Here is an 18,062-nt window from a genome sequence, read left to right on the forward strand (position 1 = left end):
GGATGGAATTATATCGATGCAAAATCAAATATGTCGACGTTTCGACAAATCACAACAAAAAAGAGGATGCTCAAAACGAGCATCCTCTTTGTATATATTAAGCAAATTTATTTTTGATCCAGTTCTTACCTTCTACAAGGCGAGCTGTCATTACGGCACAAGCATTATCTCCTGTTACGTTTAACATCGTTGCAGGAGGATCGATGATTGTACTGATTGCTGCGATAATTGGCAACGCTTCTGGAGGGAAGCCGTATAGAGAAACGATTAACATTTCACCAATCATACCCCCGCCTGGAATTGCACCCATTACTGTTCCTACTAATAGAGAAACGACAAGTGCGATTGCTAATGTTTTCGGTCCTTCGAATTCCATGTTGAAAATACCGAATAAGAAAGCAATTTTTAATACGCCACCTAAAACAGATCCGTCTTTATGAAGTGTAGATCCAAGAAGGACAACTGTTTCACGAACGTCAGAAGAAATCCCCATTTTCTTCGTTGCTTCTAAGTTCGCCGGAATACTTGCGGCACTACTACAAGTTGCAAGTGAGGTAACAGTAGGAGAAACCATGTTCTTCCAAAATACTTGTACACCTTGTTTGCGACCTGCAAGGTATGCATAGAATGTAAAGAATACAAAGAAGTAAATAAGAGAAGCTGGATAGTATACCATTGCCGCTCGGAAGTAAGTTCCAAGAAGTTGTGGTCCGAATTCACCAACTAATGCTGCGAAGTAAGCAGCTAGTCCGATTGGAGCGTAGTACATAATGAAAGATACAACTTTCATTGAAATTTCTGCACCAGCTTGTAGAAACGTAGCGAATGGTTTTCCTTTTTCGCCAACTGCTGAAGTTGCGATCCCCATTAAGATAGAGAAGAAAATAAGTGCTAACATGTTCTCGCGAGATAGTAACTTTGAAAAGTCTGATACTGTTATGATACCGACAATTTGATCAGCGACGCTAACAGCTTTTTCAGCTTTATCAGGCTGTGTTAGTTCTAATACAACACCTTGTGCTGGCGGGAATACTTTCACGATGATAATCATAAAAATAGCAGCTAAAATACTTGTAAATAAGAAAGTTCCAGCCATACTAGACATAATTTTACCAAAACGCTTTAGTCCATCCATATTGGCAATAGATGACGCGATGCTAAAGAAAACTAGAGGTACAACAATCGTAAACATTAAGTTTAAGAAAATGTCACCAAGCGGCTTTAAAGCAACTGCATCAGCACCCATGAAATAACCAATGAAACCACCAATTAGGATGGAAGATAATAAAATAAGTGGAAAGCGATATGCCTTCATTAATATACCCTCCTATCGATTGTAAAAAAATCATACGGAATTATTATAGCGAGTTAGGGTCCTCTTTACTAGGAAAATACAGATAGATAGAATAGCGTGAAAACCGAGAAATTTTTGTTTTTAAGCTCGGCATACAGCAGGAAATCTAGACATATATATTTGTAACCTAGTGGTGGTAAGGGATGGGCCATAACTTAGGTTTAGAAAAAGGGGAGGGAAGTGGAATGAATATTTTGCTTTGCTGTGCAGCGGGAATGTCTTCCAGTTTGATTGTTACGAAAATGGAGAAAGCGGCACAGGGAATGGGGATAGAGGTGAAAATTTGGGCTGTATCAGGTTCAGAAGTGCGAAATCATATTGATGATGCAGATGTACTTTTACTTGGGCCACAAGTACGTTATTTATTACCGAAAATGAAAGAGTTATGTAAGGAAAAAGGAATACCTGTTGATGTCATTCAATCCGTCCATTACGGACTTTGTAATGGAGAAGCTATCTTGCAAGCAGCTTTGTCAATGAAACCATGAGGAGAGTGGGATAGATGATTGGGTTTTTAGAGAAATATGTGATGCCAGTAGCAGGAAAGGTTGCCGAGCAGAGACATTTGCAGGCGATTCGTGATGGAATTATTTTGACGATGCCTTTCTTGATTATTGGATCTTTTTTTCTTATAATTAGTGCTTTACCAATACCAGGATATAATGATTTTATGGCAGGCTTGTTTGGGGAGAATTGGCAGAAAGCTTTGGGGTACCCAGTCAGTGCAACTTTTAATATAATGTCTTTAATAGCTGTTTTTGGAATCGCTTACAGGCTTGGTGAGTATTATAAAGTGGATGCTTTAGCATCTGGTGCATTGTCACTTGTATCATTTTTGCTTGCAACACCGTTCCAAGTTATGTATATGATACCAAATACAAAGGAAAGTGTACTTGTAGATGGAGTTATACCAGCTGCACTAATGGGAAGCCAAGGTTTGTTTGTGGCGATGATTATTGCAATTATATCTACTGAAATTTATCGATTTATTGTTCAAAAAAAGATGATTATAAAAATGCCAGAGACAGTTCCGCCAGCAGTAACGCGTTCATTCGCTGCGCTTATTCCAGGTTTTATTGTTGTGACGGTTGTTTGGATAATTAGATTGATTTTTGAACATACGACTTTCGGTAGCATTCATAATGTTGTAGGGAAGCTTCTACAGGAGCCTCTTAGCGTACTGGGAGCTAGCCTTTGGGGTGCAGTAATCGCAGTTATCGTTGTCCATGTACTTTGGGCGTGCGGAATTCATGGCGCTGCAATTGTTGGTGGTGTAATGAGTCCGATTTGGTTGTCATTAATGGATCAAAATCGAATTGCATTTCAGGCTGGGCAAGACGTACCGAATACGATTACTGCGCAGTTTTTTGATTTATGGATTTATATGGGCGGTTCTGGTGCAACACTTGCTTTAGTTGTAGGAATGTTATTATTTGCGCGAAGTCAGCAATTAAAAAGTATAGGCCGATTGTCGATTGCACCAGGTATTTTTAATATTAATGAAATGGTGACTTTTGGTATGCCGATAGTAATGAATCCAATTTTACTTATTCCATTTATATTGGTGCCAGTCGTATTAACGATTGTTTCTTATTTTGCAATGGAATGGGGATGGGTTGCACGTCCGAGCGGAGCTGCTGTACCTTGGACTACACCTATTCTCTTTAGTGGATATTTAGGATCAGGTGGGAAAATTTCAGGAGTTGTTTTGCAGCTCGTTAACTTTGCACTTGCATTCTTTATTTATTTACCATTCTTAAAAATATGGGATAAACAAAAAGTAGCGGAAGAAAAGGGGGAGTAAATAACTGAAATGGATACGATAGAGATGAAAGTTTTTCATTTAATCTTGCATGGAGGAAATGCGAGAAGTTGTTCAATGGAAGCAATTGATTGCGCTAAGCGCGGTGAATTTAAGGAAGCGGAAGCTAAACTACAAGAAGCTTTAAATGAATTGCAAGAGGCGCACCGCTTACAAACGGAGCTCATACAGAAAGAAGCTGGCGGGGAAAAGACAGAGGTTACCCTGCTGATGGTACATGCGCAAGATCATTTAATGAACGCAATTACAGTGAAGGAATTGGCGAGTGAGTTTGTAGAATTATATAGGAAGATGTCAGTAGCTGAATGAACCTTGCTTATGCAAGGTTTTTTTATGTTTTTAAGAAACGAAGACCACATTATATTGGAAGAGAAACATTACATCACTAAATAGTGGGTTAAAATAAAGAAATAATTTTCGCTGAAAAAATTTTTTCAGTGTTTTTTTGTTTTAAACATAACTAGACAACTAAACACTAATCTATTTTCATACAGTTATGTGTTAAAAGCGTGTTGTTTTATAACACACTGTGTGTTTTTTCGATAACACACTATTTGAAAGCGGTAACACACAAAAGAATTGCTCGAAAAAACGCTGATTTTGGGCGTTTTAAAAAGTTGGCACGCTAATTGCATTAATAAATAGCGTAAAGAAAAATAAATAAATAAACATAAATTTTTTATACTACACAAGGGGGATTCAGAAATGAATATTTTATTATGTTGTTCAGCAGGGATGTCTACAAGTTTACTAGTTACAAAAATGGAAGCAGCTGCAAAAGCTCGCGGTCTAGATGGAAAGATTTGGGCTGTATCTGGGGATGCAGTAAAAAACAATATCGATGAAGCAGATGTATTATTACTAGGACCACAAGTTCGTTACATGCTTTCTTCAATGAAAACGCTTGCTGATGAGAAAAATGTTGGGATCGATGTTATTAACCCAATGCACTACGGCATGATGAATGGAGAAGCAGTTTTAGATCACGCATTAACACTTAAAAAATAATTAGGGGGGAAGCGAAATGCAAAAGTTTATTGCATTTATGGAGAAATATATTGTTCCTGTCGCTGGTAAAATTGGATCGCAACGTCACTTAGCTGCGATCCGTGATGGATTTATTGCAGTTATGCCACTTATTTTAGTTGGTGCACTTGCATCACTAATTAATGGTTTTCCATCTGAAGCTTTCCAAGATTTCATGAAAGGTTTGTTTGGTGAAACATGGAAACAAGTTGGCGGTGGAATGTGGACCGGTTCTTTCGCAATTCTAGCACTAATCATAGCATTTACAACAAGTTATAACTTAGCAAAATCTTACGGCGTTGATGGTTTGTCAGCAGGTATTATTTCATTTGGTGCGTTAATTATTCTTACACCAACAACACCGAAAGAAGGCGGATTGAACTTAGCTTGGACAGGTGCACAAGGGTTATTCGTAGCAATTATCGTGGCACTTCTTGTTACTGAAGTATTCCGTTTCTTTGTACAAAGAGAAATTACTTTTAAAATGCCAGATGGAGTACCACCGGCAGTTTTAAGATCTTTCGCAGCTTTAGTGCCAGCATTTGTTATCTTAACAGCAGTTGCAGGTATTCAATTGGCAGTGAAATTAGCTGGTACAAGTGTTCATGAATTCATCTTTAATACGATCCAATTACCATTGCAAAGTTTAGCAGGGACATTACCAAGTGCAATTGTCATTGTATTCCTTGTTCATCTTCTTTGGTTCTTCGGTTTACATGGTCCAAATATCGTTGGTGGTATTATTGAGCCATTATACTTACCGGCATTAGAGAAAAATATTAAGTTATTCCAAGGTGGCACATCTGCATTTGATGTTCCGAACATTATTACAAAACCATTCTTTGATACTTTCGTGTATCTAGGTGGTTCTGGTGCAACATTAGCATTCTTAGTAGTTGTATTACTTGTAGCGAAAAGTGCACAATTACGCGGTGTATCTCGTTTATCAATTGGACCAGGTGCATTCAATATTAACGAACCAGTAATATTTGGTACACCAATTATTTTAAATCCAATTTTATTCTTACCGTTTATCATAACACCAATTGTATTAGTAATTACTTCTTACACAGCTATATCTATTGGATGGGTACCAAAAACAGTTGCGATGATTCCATGGGCAACACCACCAATTATTAGTGGTTATCTTGTAACAGGTGGACATCTTTCAGGTGCAATTCTACAGTTATTCAACTTTGTGATTGCGATGGTGATCTATTACCCATTCGTTGTATTATGTGACCGTTCTGTTGTTCGTACTGAAAAAGCAGCAGCACAAGGAAATGGTAATTCTTTACCTATGTAACATAAAAATTGTTCTCACAGACAATATTGTCTGTGAGAACAATTACCTTTATATCATGTTCAAAAAGATGGAATACATCTACAAGAACACCAAACTATGATTAATAAAATAATAATTTAATAGACATGTTCAAACTGAAGGGGCATTTAAATCGGTTGAACCTTATAGAGAGGGCGGTAATTATGATGACTACAGCAGAACAAATTCCATTCCAATTGATTTTAAATAGTGGTAATGCAAGAAGCTATGCAATGGAGGCATTGCAATTCGCAAAACAGGGGAAAATGGCGGAAGCAGATGAGGCGATGGTAAAGGCGAAAGAAGCGATTAATGAAGCGCATCATTTCCAAACAGAGCTCATACAATCAGAAGCAAGAGGAGAAAAAACAGAAATTAGTGTTCTTCTAATTCATGCGCAAGATCATTTAATGAATTCTATTACAGTAAAAGAATTAGCAGCAGAATTTATCGACCTTTATAAAAAGCTAGAAGCGAAAGGGGAATAAAGCATGACTGGAATTAAAATTGCTACAATCGGCGGTGGATCTAGTTATACACCAGAGTTAATTGAAGGATTTATTAAACGTTATGATGAGCTTCCTGTTCGTGAAATTTGGTTAGTAGATATTGAAGCGGGAAAAGAGAAGTTAGAAATCGTTGGTAACTTAGCGAAACGTATGGTGAAAAAATCAGGTTTACCAATTGATATTCATTTAACACTTGATCGTCGTGAGGCATTAAAGGGTGCTGACTTCGTAACAACGCAGCTTCGCGTTGGTTTATTAGAAGCACGTGCAAAGGACGAAGCAATTCCATTAAAATATGATGTAATTGGTCAGGAAACGAATGGTCCTGGTGGTTTATTTAAAGCGCTGAGAACGATTCCTGTTATTTTAGATATTTGTAAGGACATGGAGGAACTATGTCCAAATGCATGGCTTATTAACTTCGCAAATCCAGCTGGTATGGTAACAGAAGCTGTACTTCGCTACACGAACATTCAAAGAGTAGTTGGTCTGTGTAACGTTCCAATCGGAATTCGTATGGGTCTTGCGAGATTGCTTGAAGTAGATGCAAGTCGCGTGCACGTTGATTTCGCTGGTTTAAATCATATGGTATATGGATTAGACGTATACTTAGATGGTGTAAGTGTAATGGATCGTGTATTAGAGCTTGTAACAGATCCAGAAAAGCAAATTACGATGGAAAATATCGCTGCGCTTAACTGGGAGCCAGATTTCATTCGTGGTCTACGCGCTATTCCGTGTCCGTACCATCGTTACTACTATAAAACTCGTGAAATGTTAGAAGAAGAGAAAGAAGCTTCGATTGAAAAAGGTACACGTGCAGAAGTAGTAAAACAATTAGAAAATGATTTATTCGAGTTATATAAAGACCCGAATTTAGACATTAAACCACCACAATTAGAAAAACGCGGCGGAGCTTATTATAGTGATGCAGCATGTAGCTTAATTACGTCTATTTACAATAATAAAGGTGATATTCAACCTGTTAATACGAGAAACAACGGTGCAATTGCAAGCTTACCACATGATTCTGCTGTTGAAGTGAACTGTATTATTACGAAGGAAGGTCCAAAACCAATTGCGGTTGGAGATTTACCAGTATCAGTTCGCGGTTTAGTACAGCAAATTAAATCATTTGAGCGTACAACAATTGAAGCTGCTATTACAGGGGATTATCATAAGGCGCTACTTGCTATGACAATTAATCCACTTGTACCATCAGATAAAGTTGCAAAACAAATTTTAGATGAAATGTTGGAAGCACATAAAGAACATCTTCCACAGTTCTTTAAGAAAGTAGAGAAGTAAAGCGGCGCTATTTAGCCCGCTTTTTTCTTATATTAGTAGGAGGGATATAAGTGATTAAATTAATTGTAAATGCAGATGATTTCGGTCTTACGGAAGGGACGAATTATGGAATTATTGCTGGACATATAAATGGACTTGTAAACTCAACGACGATGATGATGAATATGCCAGGGACAGAGCATGCTGTAAGTTTAGCGAAAGAGTATAAAACGTTAGGGATAGGAGTGCATCTTGTATTAACGGCAGGAGAACCGCTTCTTGGGGACATACCATCACTTGTAAGTAGCGATGATGGATTGTTTCATAAACAAAGCGTCGTATGGGGAGGGAATATAAATCCAGAAGAGGTAGAAAGAGAATGGACTGCTCAAATTGAGAAATTTTTATCGTACGGATTAGCACCAACCCATTTGGATAGTCATCATCATGTGCATGGGTTACCGATTTTACATGATGTTCTTGAGAGATTAGCAAGTAAATATAATGTTCCGATTCGTCGTTGTGAGAAAGAGCGAGCTGTGCACCCATTTTCCGATGTGTTTTACAGTGATTTTTACGCTGACGGTGTGAAGGAAGATTATTTTGTGAAGTTAAAAGAAAGAGTACAGGACGAACAAACGGTAGAAATTATGGTGCATCCAGCTTATATTGATCCAGAGCTTGTGAAACGTTCTTCTTACGTAATGGATCGTGTGAAAGAATTGCGTATTTTAACGGAGAGCGAGTTGCCTGAGGGAATGGAGCTTGTGAAGTTTTAATAGGAAAACGACGGCTAAATAGGGCCGTCGTTTTTTAGATTTACCCCGCATTAACGGGCAGTAAGACTCACACCTCAAAATTCGGCAAATGCAAGGAAGTTAGGTGGGAGATTAACTGCCCGTAAAAGCCCGATTGGTGAAGGCTAATAATCAGAGGGGGGTGGACAAAACCCCCTCTGATTAAAGTTTCACTTTATAAAATGGACAGAACATATCCACCGAATGCTCCGAGTATAACGATAATCCAAGGTGGTGTTTTCCAAAAAGCGAGTAAACAAAAAAGAAGAGAAGCAAAAACGAAATCTACGGAATTCATAATTGTACTCGTCCAAATTGGATCATAAAAGGCTGCTAGTAAAATACCAACAACGGCTGCATTCACTCCAAGTAGTGCACCTTGTATGTAAGTTAACCTTCTTACACTGTCCCAAAATGGTAAAACGCCGATAATGAGCAGGAAGGCAGGAAGAAAGATAGCGATGGTTGCAATCGTAGCTCCCATTGTTCCATTTAGCACTGCTCCTATATAGGAGGCGAATGTAAATAGTGGTCCTGGCACTGCCTGTGTTAATCCGTATCCGGCTAGAAATTGTTCTTTAGTCATCATCCCGTTTTGTACAAACTCAGTTTCAAGAAGGGGAAGTACGACGTGCCCTCCTCCGAATACGAGTGCACCAGAGCGATAGAAGCTGTCAAATAAAGAGATAAAATAAGAGTACGGTCGTAACATTGGTAGTAGTATTAATAGTCCGAAGAATAAGATGAGACAGGAAATTGCAACCATTTTTGAAATAGGCACGTTTATTTTATTTGCTTGGCTAACGGATTGATCGCGATATAAAAACCAACCGATAAAGCCAGATACTATAATGAGAATGACTTGTGTCCAGCTACTTGGCCATAATAAGGCGATTGCGGCAGTTACAATTGCGATTGTTGCACGGTTTCGGTCCGGTGTTAACTTTTGAGCCATTCCCCATATTGCATGAGCAACAATTGCGACTGCTACAAGCTTCAGTCCGTGAATCCAGCCAGTGCTACCAAGTTCGAACTGGTTAAGAAATGAAGCAAAGAAAACTAAAACGAGCACAGATGGTAGAGTGAAGCCGATCCAAGAAATGACGGCCCCTAATAATCCACCGCGTAATAATCCAACCCCCATACCAACTTGACTGCTAGCTGGCCCGGGAAGGAATTGGCACAGTGCCACTAAGTCCCCATAACTTCGTTCATCCATCCATTTTCTTTTTTGTACGTACTCATGATGAAAGTAACCGAGATGGGCGACAGGGCCCCCGAACGAAGTAAGTCCTAATTTAAATGATACGAGAAAAATCTCTATAAGAGCTTGAAAAGAGTAGTTGTTATTTTTCAAAAGAACCTCCAAAAATGTTTTTCTATGTGCATTATACAAGAGGCAGTAAAGTGAAAGAAACGATTTTGATGTAAAGATTTTGTGAATCTTTTAATTGTAATTATAAATTGAAAAAGTCATAAATGATTATGTCTAAACCATAAAGTAGTAGAAGTAGTGCTGGGAAATTTATATAAGGAGAATGCCTGTATGACAACACATTTCTTTGCTAGGTTAACAGGGAAGAGGGAAATACCTCCTGTAAATACAGAAGCTTATGGTGTAACTGAGTTCATTTTTAGTGAGAATTTAAAGAAGTTGCAATATCGGGTCATATTGAAAAATATTGAAAAAGTTACATCATGCCAAATTCATTTAGGGAAAAAGGATCAAATTGGTCCAGTTATTTTAAGTTTGTTTGGTCCGCTAAAGCAAGGAATTAGTGTGAATGAAGGAGTCGTTATTGGTGTAGCCAAAGTGGAGGATTTTGAAGGGCCTTTACAGGGGAGAGCATTTGACAGCTTACTTCAAGAAATAATGCAAGCAAATGTGTATGTAAATGTTCATACAAAGTCGTTTAAAAAAGGAGAAATAAGGGGGAGAATAAGGGAAGTAAAGAAGTAAGCGAAAAGGCTGTCCAAAAACATTTTGGAACAGCCTTTTCTAATTATAATGGGTGCTGTTGGTAAATCGATATATTTAAAAAATCGCCTAGTTTAATTTTTTACAGGTTGATTTTTGATAAAGAAGTCCATTACATAAAATACTTCGTCATCTGGTATTTGTATTTCAAATGTATTTTCAATAGGTTGCAACGCTTTTTTCACTTTCATATACATCCAGTACTCATCTTGTCTTCGTTTGTCTTTTTCAGGATGAGGGAGAAGACTTTCTCCTTTTTGAAGACGATCAACCATACAGCTCATATGCAAAATAACACCCATTAAACTATCAGGGGTTAGCTGCAAGGAGATGAGTTCTTGAATTGTATTTAATGCGTAACGAATTGTTTTAATGAGCAATGCACCATCATTACGCTGCATTTGTTGCTCAAGAATATCAGCCATTTTTGCATATGTTTCCTCGTACGTGATCAATTCTTGAATTGGCTGAATAGCTGTGTAGTTCACAATGTCTTGGAAATGATACGTTAAGCACGGTACTTGTACATTAAAATTCGTTACGATGCAAATGATATTGCGCTCTTTCTTAATGTTTTCAATCATTTTCGTTAAATCTTTTTCGTGGACGATGCTAATCGGAATAATTTCAATTAAGTCTTTATCAAATCGTAAATAGTTCTCTAACATTTTTTGAATTGCTAAAGCACTTCCTTCACCAGTTAAACAAGCTGTTAAAATAACGGATTTCATTGGCGACAGTGGCTGTTTCTTTTCTTCCTGCACGTTTAAATAGAACGGTGTTAAGTTCTTCACTGTTTCATATAGTGCATCTAATGAATAACCGAGCTGAGCTTTTCGGGCAGCTTCTAGGGCGTGCGGTGTGCTCGTCATAGAAAGAACACGTACAGGAATTTTGAACTCGGTTTCTAATATATCACCGATATAAGCGAGCGATCCCATATCAACAAGTAAGAGAAGCCCGTTTACATGTTGAAGTGTTTTCATATACACTTTAACACGCTCTAAGAAATCTTTCGGTGATTCATGAAGCGGCATATCAATACCCGTTACTTCATCAATACCGAGAAGTTCGTTTGCAACGTTTGCCATTTCTGTTGCGATGCCATTACCGTGAGCTAATATTAATACTTTCACTTCTGTTTGTGAGGCAGGAATTGGATCAACAACGAAGAACATTGTTAAAAAGCCCGCTTCATCAATAGGCATTGTTATTTGTAATTCTTCCTCTAACAGCTGAATACATTGCATAGCTACGGAAAAAGCCTCTTTATATTTCGTACGAATTTGATTTAATTGTGGGTTGTGAATTTGTTTCCCACCTTGTAAACGTTGTAGAGTTGTCTGTACATGTAAACTTAAAGCGAGAAATACTTTTTCATCAAAAGTCTTAGATAAATGTTTTTCAGCTAGTTCCGCAATTTTTTCACATACGGAAACGATATTACGATCCACAATTTTAAAAACATTTTCATGACTTGTTTTTTTAGACATTTGGTTAAAATATTGGACGAAAAAGCTTTGAATATCATTTTCTATTAGTAATTCTAATTCTTCTTCTTCAATGCCGCGTGCTTGAAGTTCTTCGTATTTATGGTCGATATAATCGTAAATGGAAGAACGGCTTCCTTCCGGTTCTGTTTTATGCTTACTCCAACCTTCATCACCTGTAAATACAAATGTTTCATTTGGTATTTGATATAGATGACGGCTCTTTCTTTCAATAAATAGTCCTTCTTTCATATACCAAGGTAAATCTGTACTTGAAACACCGACAGAATCACGTTTCTTTGTTACGAAATCAGAATAAGCTTTCGCGCAGGCAATTTGTACATCTGTTTTCAATTGGCCAATGTTATTTGGACAATTGTAAAAAACGAAAGCCCGCATTGCATTTGGACTAACATGAATCTCTTTTCGGAGACGAATCGCTTCATTTGTGAAAAATAGCTGTAGTAAAGCAAAGCGTTCTTTATGCGTTCGCTCACGAAGTGGTGGAAGCGTAACGGTCATTGGAATACGTCTTGTAAATGTCTTTAATAAAAATGAGTTTGGTTCTTCTGTTGTTGCAGTAATGATTAATACTTGTGCTTTACGCTCGTTCTCTGTTTCTCCAAGGCGGCGGTATACTCCGCGGTCAATAAATGTGAAGAGCATTTCTTGTCCTTCTGGAGGCAGGCGATGGACTTCATCTAAGAAGAGGATACCTTCATGTGCCTTTTCAATTAACCCTTTTTGATCACTGGCACCTGTGTAAGCTCCTTTTTTTATCCCAAATAACTGTCCAAGTAGTAGTTGTGGATTGTTTGCATAATCAGCACAGTTAAAGACGATAAAAGGTGCTCCTTTTGGAAGTTGCTCTACTTCAATTGCGTATTCGTGCATTAAAGAAGCGAACATAGATTTCCCGACACCTGTTTCTCCAAGTAGTAAAGTGTGCATACCGTTTGGAGGATAGAGAATAGAAGCTTTCGCTTTTTCAATTGCAATTTTTAGGCTTGTATTTTCAATTGCAAATGTATCTAGTGAAGTGCCATTTGTTGAATGCGTTTCCAATGAAGTATTCGTTTCTATATAAAAACGAACAGGGCGTGTACTCGTTTTTAATAAACGATCATCTTTCACAAGCTTGTTCAAATCGCTACTAACATTTGCACGGTCTAACTGTAGAAGTGTAGCGAGTTCTGATGCTGTTACACCTTCTGTATAATTCCCTTTTTGTATTGCGTTAAAAATGAGATCTATTCGTTTCATTTCTATTCACCTCGAAACTTCATCACTATTTAAAATTTTACACAAAAATGGGAAGTGTGGGAAGAGAAAAATAAAACAGCTTTAGTACATAGGCACTAAAGCTGTTACAATCTTGTGTCTTTCCAAAAATTCACTTCAAGATGGGAAGATGGATTGTATGGAAGTAGTTTATACCCTTGTGATTGCAAATAATCAATTACTGCTGGAAGTATTTGTACTGTGACACTAGAATCGTGCATTAAAATAACCTCCACTTGTTCATCGCTTTGATTTCGTACTCTTTCTAGTATTGCGGAAGGATTATCATAGCTTTTCCAGTCGTATGTATCAATTGTCCAATCCCACATTTTGTACTGGGCAGATACGAGTGCGTCGCGGTAATTCTTTTTTAAATAAGGCATACTACCGTACGGGACACGAACGAGATGTGTGTTTAAATTCGTAACTTGCTGGACGATATTTTGAGCTTGCTCCATTTCTGCAATTAAAACAGAGGGATCGCCAGTATAAAGACGTTTTACATCATGTGACATACTATGAAGTCCGATATAATGTCCGTCTTGAATCAACCGATGCATTGTTTTTTGATAATGTGGTACTTTCCCACCGATGACGAAGAAAGTTGCTTTGCCATTCTTCTCTTTTAAAATGTTTAAAATTTGTGTTGTATATTTGTTGGGTCCGTCATCAAATGTTAAGTACGCAATCTTTTGTATAGGAGAGTTGGTTTGAGTAGTTTGGTGATGTTCTGCTGGAATGGCCATAGTCGCTTCTGTATTCGATGATGCGTACATAGTAATAGTTGAAAATAAAATTATACATTGAAATACTCGCTTGATCATAACATTCACCCTCAGTTTGACAATCAAGATGTAAAAAAGAAATTTTGATATTTTCCTCATTATCTTTGCTATACGTATATCTTTCTCCAATAGAGGGACTCTCAAACAATCTATATTTTGGAAATAGGGAATAAGGAGTAAAAAACAAAAAAATAGCATCCTCTTCCAAGAAAGAGGATGCTATTTGAATATTTCATAATAGTAAAGGCTATACTACAATTAGTCTTCGCGTTTTTTTACTTTTTTATAGAAGGAAATAATTGGTTTGTAACGTTCGTGTACAAGACCGATTACTTCAGCAATGATTTCTGTAAAGAAGATTAAAACGAAAAGAAGAATAATGGATAACCATAATGTCGCACTAGTGAAAAGGATTGCATTTATACTAAAGAAAATACCAAATGCGTAAATAATTAGTACCGTTTTACGATGAGAGAATCCCATTGCAAGTAAGCGGTGATGTAAATGCGATTTATCTGGTGCTGAAATAGGTTTTTTATTGACGATACGGCGGATGATTGCAAATGTCGTATCAAATACAGGTACACCTAAAATGATAACTGGAACGATAAAACTGAATAGCGTTACGCTTTTGTATAATCCAAGTAACGATATAACAGAAATACAGTATCCTAAAAATAGTGCTCCTGTATCTCCCATGAAAATTTTTGCTGGATGGAAGTTATAGAATAAAAATCCAATTGTACTTGCTAATGTAATCAGCGCTAGAGGTAATATAATAGCCGCTCCAGTGCCCCACGGACTAGTGAAGGCCATATATGCTAGCGTTGCAAGTACGATAGATGAAATCCCAGCGGATAATCCATCTAATCCATCAATTAAGTTGATGGCATTTGTAATACCTACAATCCAAAATACTGTAATTGGATAAGCGAGCCATCCGAGTTCAGTATCTCCAAGGATTGGAATATATAATACTTGCACTAATAATCCACTTTTTACAATCATGATGGCAACTAGTAGTTGTCCACCGAATTTTACCCTCGCAGATAGTTCGTACATATCATCTAAAATCCCGATGATAACAATGATGATAGCACCTAAAGTTATCGATAGCATTCTTTGTTCGTATAATCCACCGACAACAAATCCTACGGCTACACCGATGAAAATTGCTAACCCGCCAAGACGAGGCATAATTTTTTGGTGTACTTTACGCGCGTTTGGCTTGTCTGTTGCTCCTATTTTAAAAGCTAATTTAATAACTAAAGGAGTAACGACGAGTACAGTGATGAAAGATGCCAAAATGGCATAAATCACTTGTGAGTCCATTAATACCCCACCCTTTATAGTTTAACGTAATTTTTTTAGCGTATTTATCTGAAAATTATGATGTTTATTTGCAGGCTCATAACATATGGTATCACAAAAAGATTAGAATTCAATCTTTTTTTCTTTTAACGGTAAGTGGAAGTGAATAAAATATATGACAATGGTATATGGAATATTGAATCGCTTGAGAAGGTTATTCATATTGTGACTTGTAATATGACATTGTATTTGCTTCGTCTATAAAGAGTATTTTTACTTCAGTATTATTATAAGTGTTGCACGTAAAAATGAGTAAGTTCCGTGTTAAAATATGGAAATTTACATTTGAGATAGATTACATCATTTAACTTTACAAAATCTTAAAAAAGAATAAAAAAGATAATTCATATAATAAAGAAGTAAAAGAGTTTTCTCATTCTTATTGTGAGAGGGGGAAGCACAGGGAGAATTCTATGTATTCGTATATTTTCTTTTGTATATTCCTGTGCGAAAGGAAAATGAAAATTACGATAATAGGTACCGGATATGTTGGATTGATTACAGGGGTAGGATTGGCGAGATTAGGACATTCGGTTACGTGTTTTGATATAAATAACGAAAAAATTGAACGGATAAAACAAGGGGAGTTACCTATTTATGAATGTGGCTTACATGAATTAATAAATGAAGCATATGAGAAGAACCATTTAACTTTTACAACAAGTAAATCGAAGGCTTTTAATAAGGCAGAATTTATATTTATTGCAGTTGGAACGCCATCTTTATTAGATGGCACAGCAGATTTAACGTATATTCGTAGTGCTTGTGATGATATTGGAACATATGTGAATAACGATATTATTGTTGTTACGAAAAGTACGGTTCCTGTAGGTACGAATGATGTAATGAAGGGATGGATCGAGGAGAAGTTACAAGGCAGACATGAATTACATATCGTATCGAATCCAGAGTTTTTACGAGAAGGTTCTGGTATGTATGATTTTTTTCATGGTGATCGTATTGTAATTGGAGCAAATAGTAAGGCAGTTGCACGAAAAGTAGAGAATTTATATAGTGAATTATGTTTGAAAACGTATATTACAGATATTCGAAGTGCAGAGATGATTAAATATGCATCTAACGCTTTTTTAGCTACGAAAATTAGTTTTATTAATGAAATTTCGAATATATGTGAGCAAGTGGGTGCAGATATATTAGAGGTAGCTACAGGAATGGGGATGGATAAGAGAATTGGTGCATCTTTTTTAAAAGCGGGTATCGGATACGGAGGATCTTGTTTTCCAAAAGATACGAAAGCACTCGTGCAAATTGCAGGGGATGTTTCTCATGATTTTCGTTTGTTGAAAGCGGTCATTGAAGTGAATAATAAACAACAGTTGTTATTGGTTGAAAAAGCGAAGAAAGTAATGGATATGAATAAGAAGCGGATTGCAGTTCTTGGCGCAGCGTTTAAGCCGAATACTGACGATATTAGGGAAGCGCCATCCCTTATTATAATACAAGAATTAATTAATATGGGTGCGGATGTGGTTCTATATGACCCGCAAGCAATTCAAAAAGTAAAAGATTTATTTGGGAAGACTATACAATACGCTGGATGTATAGATGAATCGATTAGAGAAGCGAATGTAGTTTTTATCGTAACAGAATGGGAATCAATCCGAACTTATCCGTTAGAAAAGTATGTACAGCTTATGAGAGAACCTATTCTATTTGATGGGAGAAATTGTTATACTAATGAGGATGCCAAGAAGCATGGGATAGATTATTACTCAGTTGGGCGAAAAAACATTTGTAATAGTAATATTTCTATTATTCGTTAAAAAGTCTATTTCCCCATGCCTATTCTGATATGTCATAATAGAAGTTGTAACTAGTGAAAGAAAAGAGGCAATGAAATGACTGAACGTTTAAAAGTAATGACAATTTTCGGGACACGTCCAGAAGCAATTAAAATGGCACCTCTTGTATTAGAGTTGCAAAAGCACCCAGAAAAGATTGAATCGATTGTGACTGTAACAGCACAACACCGTCAAATGTTAGATCAAGTATTAAGTATCTTTGGGATTACGCCAGATTTCGATTTAAATATTATGAAAGATCGCCAAACTTTAATCGATATTACAACACGTGGTTTAGAAGGTTTGGATAAAGTAATGAAAGAAGCGAAGCCAGATATCGTCCTTGTACATGGTGATACAACGACGACATTTATCGCAAGTTTAGCTGCTTTCTATAATCAAATTCCAGTAGGACATGTTGAAGCAGGACTTCGTACATGGGATAAATATTCTCCATATCCAGAAGAGATGAATCGCCAATTAACAGGTGTAATGGCGGATCTCCATTTCTCACCTACAACAAAATCAGCAACGAACTTACAGAAAGAAAATAAAGATGAGTCAAGCATTTTCGTAACAGGAAATACAGCGATTGACGCATTGAAAACGACTGTAAAAGAAACATATAGCCATCCTGTACTAGAGAAACTTGGAAATGATCGTCTTGTGCTTATGACAGCGCATCGTCGTGAAAACCTAGGTGAACCAATGCGTAATATGTTCCGTGCAATTAAGCGTCTTGTTGATAAGCATGAAGATGTACAAGTTGTATACCCTGTTCATATGAATCCCGTTGTTCGTGAAACAGCGAATGATATTTTAGGCGAGCATAGCCGCATTCATTTAATTGAGCCACTAGATGTAATTGATTTCCATAACGTTGCAGCTCGTTCATACTTAATGCTAACTGATTCTGGTGGTGTACAAGAGGAAGCACCATCACTAGGTGTGCCAGTTCTTGTCCTTCGTGACACGACGGAGCGTCCAGAGGGTATTGAAGCAGGTACGTTAAAATTAGCAGGAACAGATGAAGAGACAATCTTTGGGCTTGCTGACGAATTACTATCTAATAAAGAAGCTCATGATAAGATGGCGAAAGCATCTAATCCTTACGGCGATGGCCGTGCATCAGAGCGTATTGTAGAAGCGATTTTACAACACTTCAAGAAGTAAAGTGAAACTTTAATCAGTGGGAGTGTTTATCCCCCACTGATTATTAGCCCGCACCAATCGGGA

Annotated in this window: 16 protein-coding genes; 11 read left to right on the forward strand and 5 right to left on the reverse strand. The window is 37.1% G+C overall.

Translation table 11 applies throughout. From position 1 onward, the window contains the following. Positions 1-97 precede the first annotated feature (97 nt). Entirely contained in the window at positions 98-1,315 is a 1,218-nt protein-coding gene (locus tag VK90_RS02515) for a dicarboxylate/amino acid:cation symporter (RefSeq protein WP_048370231.1), read from the reverse strand. A gap of 224 nt (positions 1,316-1,539) precedes the next feature. Here VK90_RS02515 and VK90_RS02520 point away from each other — a divergent pair, with 224 nt between their 5' ends. From VK90_RS02520 to chbG, 8 genes are all read left to right on the forward strand, one after another. After that, positions 1,540-1,842, forward strand: a complete 303-nt coding sequence (locus VK90_RS02520) for a PTS sugar transporter subunit IIB (RefSeq protein ID WP_033719674.1) — start codon at positions 1,540-1,542, stop codon at positions 1,840-1,842. A gap of 14 nt (positions 1,843-1,856) precedes the next feature. Next, positions 1,857-3,158, forward strand: a complete 1,302-nt coding sequence (celB, locus tag VK90_RS02525) for a PTS cellobiose transporter subunit IIC (RefSeq protein ID WP_002174232.1) — start codon at positions 1,857-1,859, stop codon at positions 3,156-3,158. A 9-nt stretch (positions 3,159-3,167) separates the two neighbouring features. Continuing rightward, entirely contained in the window at positions 3,168-3,485 is a 318-nt protein-coding gene (locus tag VK90_RS02530; RefSeq protein ID WP_002174231.1) for a PTS lactose/cellobiose transporter subunit IIA, read from the forward strand. Positions 3,486-3,881: 396 nt separating this feature from the next. Then, complete coding sequence (locus VK90_RS02535) at positions 3,882-4,184, forward strand: PTS sugar transporter subunit IIB (protein ID WP_048370233.1); 303 nt, start codon at positions 3,882-3,884, stop codon at positions 4,182-4,184. 16 nt (positions 4,185-4,200) lie between these two features. Then, positions 4,201-5,508: a PTS cellobiose transporter subunit IIC gene (gene celB / locus VK90_RS02540; protein WP_048370236.1), complete on the forward strand. Its 1,308-nt coding sequence runs from the start codon at positions 4,201-4,203 to the stop codon at positions 5,506-5,508. A gap of 182 nt (positions 5,509-5,690) precedes the next feature. Next, positions 5,691-6,014 carry a PTS lactose/cellobiose transporter subunit IIA gene (locus VK90_RS02545; protein ID WP_025148178.1) on the forward strand — a complete coding sequence of 108 codons (324 nt, stop codon included), beginning with the start codon at positions 5,691-5,693 and terminating at the stop codon, positions 6,012-6,014. 3 nt (positions 6,015-6,017) lie between these two features. Next, complete coding sequence (gene celF / locus VK90_RS02550) at positions 6,018-7,343, forward strand: 6-phospho-beta-glucosidase (protein ID WP_002174227.1); 1,326 nt, start codon at positions 6,018-6,020, stop codon at positions 7,341-7,343. A gap of 50 nt (positions 7,344-7,393) precedes the next feature. After that, a complete protein-coding gene (gene chbG, locus VK90_RS02555; RefSeq protein WP_048370240.1) occupies positions 7,394-8,101 on the forward strand; it encodes a chitin disaccharide deacetylase in 708 nt (235 codons plus the stop codon). A 193-nt stretch (positions 8,102-8,294) separates the two neighbouring features. Here chbG and VK90_RS02560 read toward each other — a convergent pair whose 3' ends face one another. Continuing rightward, positions 8,295-9,476, reverse strand: a complete 1,182-nt coding sequence (locus VK90_RS02560) for a chromate transporter (protein WP_048370241.1) — start codon at positions 9,474-9,476, stop codon at positions 8,295-8,297. Between the two features lie 189 nt (positions 9,477-9,665). Here VK90_RS02560 and exsM point away from each other — a divergent pair, with 189 nt between their 5' ends. Further along, a complete protein-coding gene (gene exsM, locus VK90_RS02565; protein ID WP_048370243.1) occupies positions 9,666-10,079 on the forward strand; it encodes an exosporium regulatory protein ExsM in 414 nt (137 codons plus the stop codon). 92 nt (positions 10,080-10,171) lie between these two features. Here exsM and VK90_RS02570 read toward each other — a convergent pair whose 3' ends face one another. The 3 genes from VK90_RS02570 to VK90_RS02580 all read right to left on the reverse strand — a co-directional run bounded on the left by VK90_RS02570 (position 10,172) and on the right by VK90_RS02580 (position 14,985). Further along, positions 10,172-12,850 carry a PRD domain-containing protein gene (locus VK90_RS02570; protein WP_048370245.1) on the reverse strand — a complete coding sequence of 893 codons (2,679 nt, stop codon included), beginning with the start codon at positions 12,848-12,850 and terminating at the stop codon, positions 10,172-10,174. 104 nt (positions 12,851-12,954) lie between these two features. Continuing rightward, complete coding sequence (locus VK90_RS02575) at positions 12,955-13,692, reverse strand: polysaccharide deacetylase family protein (protein ID WP_048370247.1); 738 nt, start codon at positions 13,690-13,692, stop codon at positions 12,955-12,957. A gap of 219 nt (positions 13,693-13,911) precedes the next feature. Further along, entirely contained in the window at positions 13,912-14,985 is a 1,074-nt protein-coding gene (locus tag VK90_RS02580) for a glycosyltransferase family 4 protein (protein WP_048370249.1), read from the reverse strand. 452 nt (positions 14,986-15,437) lie between these two features. On the opposite strand from VK90_RS02580, the gene VK90_RS02585 reads away from it, so the two are divergent. Next, entirely contained in the window at positions 15,438-16,808 is a 1,371-nt protein-coding gene (locus VK90_RS02585; protein WP_048370251.1) for a UDP-glucose dehydrogenase family protein, read from the forward strand. Positions 16,809-16,883: 75 nt separating this feature from the next. Continuing rightward, positions 16,884-17,999 (forward strand): non-hydrolyzing UDP-N-acetylglucosamine 2-epimerase, encoded by a 1,116-nt coding sequence (gene wecB, locus VK90_RS02590; protein ID WP_002174219.1) that lies wholly within the window; start codon positions 16,884-16,886, stop codon positions 17,997-17,999. Positions 18,000-18,062: the final 63 nt, after the last annotated feature.

The organism is Bacillus sp. LK2 (assembly GCF_001043575.1).
In the GTDB taxonomy this organism is placed as follows: domain Bacteria; phylum Bacillota; class Bacilli; order Bacillales; family Bacillaceae_G; genus Bacillus_A; species Bacillus_A paramycoides.